We start from the raw sequence: 864 nt of genomic DNA on the forward strand, positions 1-864 counted from the left end.
CCGCTATCGCGTCTGCCTGGGTTGGGAAGTACGCAAAGGTGATATCCGGATCGTTGTTTCTGATGATGTCTTCATAGGTCGTTAAATCAAACGCTTCTTCATTATCTCCCGGATTGGTGTTGTCACATACCTCCAATAATGGTGGGGTGCTTACTATCGGGGTTGGAAGTACGCGGATGGTCAAACTAATAAAGCTCTTACATCCCTGTGGACTCGTTACTACCACACCAAGGGTTTGTGCCGGAGTAAGATTCGTATAAGCCGTTGGGTTAGTAATCGGACCTGTTTCTGATAAGGCCTGAGCATAACTCGGGTAATACGTTACGGTATAGCCCGGTAATCCTTGGGTAATCTCCGCATCTTTTGTCGTTAGGTCAAACTCCATAAAGTTGTCGTTATCCGGATTACACTGTGCCAGTGGCGTTGGTGTAGTCAAGGCCAATGGCGTGTTAACAATCAACTGGAACGTTCCAATGGAGAAACAGTTCGAAGTGTTGTTGCTAACACGGTACCATATCGTTTGTGGACTTGTGGTATTGATATAATTTGTTGCCGGAACAATAGCACTGGTATTATCTTGTGCGTTTGCTTCTGTTGTAAAGTATCGAATCGTAAAACTACCCAAACCTGCCGGTTGTGCCGCTAAAATAATAGCGTTTTGTTGGGTAAGGTCAAAGGCCGTTGTACCACTTTGTGGGTTACCATCTTGGTCACATAGGGTTAGATTGGGTAAATCAACCGGAATAATGGGTGATGGATTGACATTTAATGTCAAAGTATAGGTGCTGTAACAGCCCGTAACATCGTTCTCTGCTCTGATGTAGATGAACTGTAGATACGGTGTAATGTTCTCATACGGATTTG

Annotated in this window: 1 protein-coding gene; it reads right to left on the minus strand. The window is 44.6% G+C overall.

What is annotated here, in order from left to right; all coding sequences use genetic code 11:
* A partial coding sequence (locus tag IEV15_RS14520; protein WP_505661215.1) for an FIDD domain-containing protein occupies window positions 1-864 on the minus strand: 864 nt, incomplete at both ends.

This window comes from Flavobacterium orientale, assembly GCF_014638005.1.
Lineage (GTDB): Bacteria > Bacteroidota > Bacteroidia > Flavobacteriales > Flavobacteriaceae > Flavobacterium > Flavobacterium orientale.